Origin of the sequence: Chitinophaga sp., from assembly GCF_036566945.1 — a bacterium.
Lineage (GTDB): Bacteria > Bacteroidota > Bacteroidia > Chitinophagales > Chitinophagaceae > Chitinophaga.
On sequence record NZ_DATCVJ010000989.1, the window covers coordinates 1 to 3035 of the forward strand.

Below are 3035 nucleotides of genomic sequence, written 5' to 3' on the forward strand. Positions count from 1 at the left end.
CAGTTGATGGTTGTCCCAAAGGACTTCACCCTGTTGATTGATGCAGGTGATGCCATTGGCATCCGCCACATAGAATAGGCCATTGTCTATATACAAATACCCGAAATATCCTGATAATTGAAGACTTAAGAGATGTGTATCCGTACTTATATCAAATAAATAAAAGCATGCTTCGTATCCAGCCGCAAGCACGTGATTCGTTAGTATGGCAGCCTTGAAAGGGCTGCAGTGGTACTCATACCGGATTTTATATGCGGACTTGCGACCGTCATTTTGATGTATCAGTAAAAATACTTTACCATCAAATGCCAGTGAATCGGGGCCGGAAATGAGCAAGGGAGCAGTAGAAATATCATCAGGCAGATCGTCCGAAAAGGTATAAGTAGACATAATTACATGTATTTGCGATGGAGAACCCGCGCCAACTTTTCCAGTATCGTAATACTAATCTTGCACAACTCCCGCCGGCACAACCGCGGCTTTTTCTGCCGGCTTATCATCTGCATCCACCATCCATTTCGTAAACTTATATTTTGGCAGTAACTGCTGCAGTTTTTTCGTGAGCCATTTGGAAACAATCTCGAATACTACAAAGCCAATCACAATGGTAATGGCCCATTCGAGATTGGTGTAGGTGTGCTTGTTGATCACCGTTTTGTGTGCCGTAAGCCCCCATAAATTCCTGATGCTGCGGGTGGTGAAGTAATGTGATACCAGCCGGCTGGACGCCATCGCCACAACGAATCCTAAAAAATTGCCCACATAGTTATTGTATACGTATTCAAGAAATTTTCTGATCAGCTTAAGTTTCATGTACAGGGATCTTTATGCGCTAAGCTAATATCTAATTTGGAAAATACCAGCGATCGTCAAAAATTAACACCCCTGCCTCCACAAAAAAATATTTTCACTTGTTTGTCCAATTCCAGCGCGCTCAATACTTATTGTAATGTAATCAAACATGATTTGTCATAAACAAACGTAACAATATGAATACGCTTATTAATTCAGCCGCTGCTTCCCGGACACGTATCATTGCCTTTTGGTTAACCACCGGCATCATCGCACTGGAAACCGGGGTAGGTGCTATCTGGGATTTGCAGAAAACAGCCTTCGTTCGCACTATAATGGCGCATTTGGGTTATCCGGAATACATACTCACCATCATGGGCGTATGGAAGGTATTGGGTGTCATAGCACTGTTAATGCCTGGCTTCCCGCGTTTGAAAGAATGGGTATATGCAGGTTTATTTTTTACCTATACCGGCGCCTTTGCCTCTCACCTGGCAGTAGGGCAGTCTGCAGCGGCGGTAGCACCTTTAATTTTCGCCGGCATCACTATGGCTTCCTGGGCGCTGCGTCCGGTGGAACGTCGCGATTTTGGACCGCTGTTTAAAGATTTTAAGACTTCCTGGCGTACCGTCACCATGTATTGGATCAGTACCTCTCTCGTGGTGTTTGTATTGGGTGCCGGCGGTGTGAGTGACCTCCTGCTGCAACCTTATGTGGTGGCGGGAATGAAACTGCTGGGCTATCCGGCTTACTTCTGCGTGATACTGGGTACCTGGAAAGTGCTGGGCGCTGTAGCCATCACTATCCCCGGTTATCCCCGCTTAAAAGAATGGGCATATGCAGGTATCATTTTCGATTTCACAGGTGGGGCTGTGTCGCATTGGTCTATTGCTGATTCCGGATGGAAAGTGATCTTGTTCCTCGTCTTTGCATTGATTTCCTGGGCGCTGCGTCCGGCGTCGCGCAAGGATTTGTTGCAGCCGGCAACTATGCGTTTTTTTCGCAGTGGTAAACAAAAAATTGGGGTGCTGAATTAAGATGCTTCATCTTATACACAGCTGTATCGGCAGTTATCTGAAAAGAATATAGGCACCTAAGGCAATAGCCGTTACTGCCGCCACATCATTCCACCGGAAACCGGCGTTATTGGATGGATAGGTACTACGAACGTAATCGTTGTAACTGTAATCGTTCGGATAGGCCGTCTGATGAACTCCCTGAAAGCCCTGCCACCATTGCCTGCACCCGTCTTTCTGCGCATGTTTGGCCCCAAGGTATGGGTATTGTTGCTGCCGAGCACTTTCATGCCTGGTCAGCGGCTTCTCTTTCGACAGACTTTCCCGGCAACGGGAAGGCTGTTGGGAGAGCGATGTTTGAGCGGAAGCCGTGAGGGTAAAGGTCAGACATAGTATACCAGCCAAACCAGGTATCCGTAAACGTTTGTATAAATTAGTATGCTTCATAAGCAATCATTTAAAAGCGCTTTTGAAAATATGACGCATGTAATTGCTAATTCCCCCATGCACCGGAGAAAAAAATAGTCATTTTATATATGCTGTCTTTTGTGCCCCGAATAAATTGGCCGTCTATCGAAAAGGAAGCCGATCAACTAACCCGCTTCACTACCCACCCACAAAAAAAAGTTTGTAATTCATAAAAAAGATAATAGATTAGCGGTGGTATAGTATAGAATAGTATAGGCTAAAATTCCACGTTATCGCCATGCCACCATTACCCATACGCACATTTTTATATAGCACCCGAAGGTGCTGTCATCCATTGCTTGCTAATCTATAGCTATGCGGAATATCTACGAACAAATACAGGAACTGGAAGGAATTCCCGGCTTGTCCAAACACGAACAGTTTGTACAGGGAATCATCAATTCCATTAATGCCAAAACGCTCGGCCGTGGCGACCTGCTGCCATCCGTGAATCAGCTGATCTATAAGCTGGGATTTGCCCGCGAAACCATCGCCAAAGGATATAAGGAGCTGGTAGAACGCGGGATTGTACAATCCCAAAACAGGAAAGGATTCTACGTCAGCAGCGACGATACCGGGCAACAACTGAAAGTAGCGTTGCTACTCTACGCCTTCGATACGTTCCAGGAAACATTCTATAAAACATTCCGCGCCCGGCTCGGCGACAATATTCACATCGATGTATTTTTCCATCACAACAATATTGAGATCTTTGAAGCCATCATCGCCAGCACCAAAGGACGCTACGGCATGTACGTG

The 3035-nt window shown here is 45.8% G+C and carries 5 protein-coding genes; 2 read left to right on the forward strand and 3 right to left on the reverse strand.

All coding sequences use genetic code 11. From position 1 onward, the window contains the following. Together VIP81_RS29575 and VIP81_RS29580 are read right to left on the reverse strand one after the other, a co-directional pair. The coding region (locus VIP81_RS29575) for a hypothetical protein (RefSeq protein WP_331970288.1) at window positions 1–390 on the reverse strand (390 nt) is incomplete at its 3' end. Between the two features lie 54 nt (window positions 391–444). Continuing rightward, a complete protein-coding gene (locus VIP81_RS29580) occupies window positions 445–813 on the reverse strand; it encodes a hypothetical protein (protein ID WP_331970291.1) in 369 nt (122 codons plus the stop codon). Between the two features lie 176 nt (window positions 814–989). On the opposite strand from VIP81_RS29580, the gene VIP81_RS29585 reads away from it, so the two are divergent. Beyond that, entirely contained in the window at window positions 990–1829 is an 840-nt protein-coding gene (locus VIP81_RS29585; RefSeq protein ID WP_331970294.1) for a DoxX family protein, read from the forward strand. A gap of 33 nt (window positions 1830–1862) precedes the next feature. On the opposite strand, the gene VIP81_RS29590 is transcribed toward VIP81_RS29585, so the two are convergent. Then, window positions 1863–2255, reverse strand: a complete 393-nt coding sequence (locus VIP81_RS29590) for a hypothetical protein (RefSeq protein ID WP_331970297.1) — start codon at window positions 2253–2255, stop codon at window positions 1863–1865. Window positions 2256–2591: 336 nt separating this feature from the next. Here VIP81_RS29590 and VIP81_RS29595 point away from each other — a divergent pair. Then, on the forward strand, window positions 2592–3035 hold a 444-nt coding region (locus tag VIP81_RS29595), incomplete at its 3' end, for a winged helix-turn-helix domain-containing protein (RefSeq protein ID WP_331970300.1).